The following is a 1,800-nucleotide window of genomic DNA, read 5'->3' on the forward strand; positions in this document are numbered from 1 at the left end:
CGGAGGTGGGCGGTGGCGTCGACGACGACGAGGTCGGCGTCGTCGACGTGCTGGTGCAGCCATTCGGGGCTGACGGTGAGGGGCGGGTGCGGTGTCGCGGCGGTCATGGCGCTCCTTTGGTGAGGGGTCGACCGCCGAGGGTAGGCGGACGCACTCCGGCCGGGGCGGTGAGTGCCCCCGGCCGGAGTGGGTGCGATGCGTCGCCGGAGTACTACGTCGGTGTCAGTGGACCCGCTGGAGGCGGACGTTGACGAACTCGCCGAGGCCCCAGCGTCCGAGCTCCCGGCCGTAGCCGGAGCGCTTGACGCCGCCGAAGGGCAGGCCGGCCATGGTGGTGCCGTGCTCGTTGACGTAGGCCATACCCACCTCGAGCCGCTCGGCCACCTCGGAGGCCTTGTCGGTGTCGGTCCCCCAGACCGAGCCGGACAGTCCGAAGGGGGTGTCGTTGGCGATCCGCACGGCTTCGTCGAGGGAGTCGTAGCCGTAGACCATGGCCACGGGGCCGAAGATCTCTTCGGTGTAGGCGTCCATCTCCGGGGTGATGCCGGTGAGGACGGTGGGCTCCATGAACGCGCCCGGGCGGTCGATCGCGCGGCCCCCGGTCACGAGGGTCGCACCCTGGTCGACGGCGCGCTCGACCTGTTCGACCACCCCGTCGCGGGCGTCCTCCGAGGACAGGGGCCCGAGCGCGGTCCCCTCGTCGGCCGCGGGGCCGACCTTCGTCCCCTCGTACAGGTCGCGGAGCTTGCCCACGAACTCGTCCTTCATGTCTTCGGGCACGAACATCCGCTTGGGTGAGTTGCAGGCCTGCCCGCAGTTCGACAGACGCGCCTTGCCGACGGTCTCGACCAGCTCGTAGAGGTCGTCGGTGTCCAGGACGATGAGCGGGTCCGAACCGCCCAGTTCCAGCACGCTGGTGGTGAGGTTCTCCCCCGCCACCTTGGCCACGGCGGCGCCGGCGCCCTCGCTGCCGGTGAGCGAGACGCCCTTGATCCTGGGGTCGGCGATCATCTCGGCGACCGTGTCGCTGGAGGCGTAGACGTTGACGTACGCGTCCTCCGGAAGCCCAGCCGCGCGCTGCACCTTCTCGATGGCCGCGGACGAGCGCGCGCAGATGCTCGCGTGCTTGAGCACGATGGTGTTGCCCAGCAGCAGGTTCGGGGCCGCGAACCGGGCCACCTGGTAGTAGGGGTAGTTCCACGGCATCACGCCGACCAGGGGCCCGACCGGCTCGTGGGTCACGCGGTTGAGGCGGGCCCCGGGCACGTCCAACGTCTCGGGCTCCAGCAGCTCGGGGCCGTGCTCGCCGTACCAGCGGTAGATCGAGGCGGCGAGCTGGACCTCTCCCTGCGCCTGGTCGGGGAGCTTGCCCATCTCGGTGGTGATGGCCTTGGCCAACTCCTCGGTGTGCTCCTCGAACGCGTCCGCGATGGCCAGGAGGATCCTCGCCCGCTCCGCGACGTCGGTGGCGCGCCAGGAGTCGAAGCCAGTGGTGACGGTGGACAGGATCCCGTCGACGTCGTCGGTCTGGTCGTACTCGCTGTCGGTCGTCCCGGTCGACGGATCGTGGGTGACGTACATATGGGTCCTCCCGTGGTTCGCGTCCGCCGGGTGATCGACCCGGCTCTGCTCGCGACGGTAGGTCAGCCTTGCCTCGCCTGCATCCGGTCGGGAACCCCGTCCAGGGCTGTGCCACCCGGGTAGCGATTCGGCGATGGACGCGAGTATGGTCCCGGGCAAGGTGGCCCCGCGCCCGACGGCTTCGCTCGTCGGCTCCTCTAGCCCGGGTGATTCACGGGG

1 protein-coding gene is annotated in these 1,800 nt (G+C 70.4%); it reads right to left on the minus strand.

The window, feature by feature from the left end:
- Positions 1-222: 222 nt before the first annotated feature.
- Positions 223-1,581 (minus strand): NAD-dependent succinate-semialdehyde dehydrogenase, encoded by a 1,359-nt coding sequence (locus tag G6026_RS14565; protein WP_182613605.1) that lies wholly within the window; start codon positions 1,579-1,581, stop codon positions 223-225.
- Positions 1,582-1,800: the final 219 nt, after the last annotated feature.

Source organism: Dietzia sp. DQ11-38-2 (assembly GCF_014145055.1).
Classification (GTDB): Bacteria; Actinomycetota; Actinomycetes; order Mycobacteriales; family Mycobacteriaceae; genus Dietzia.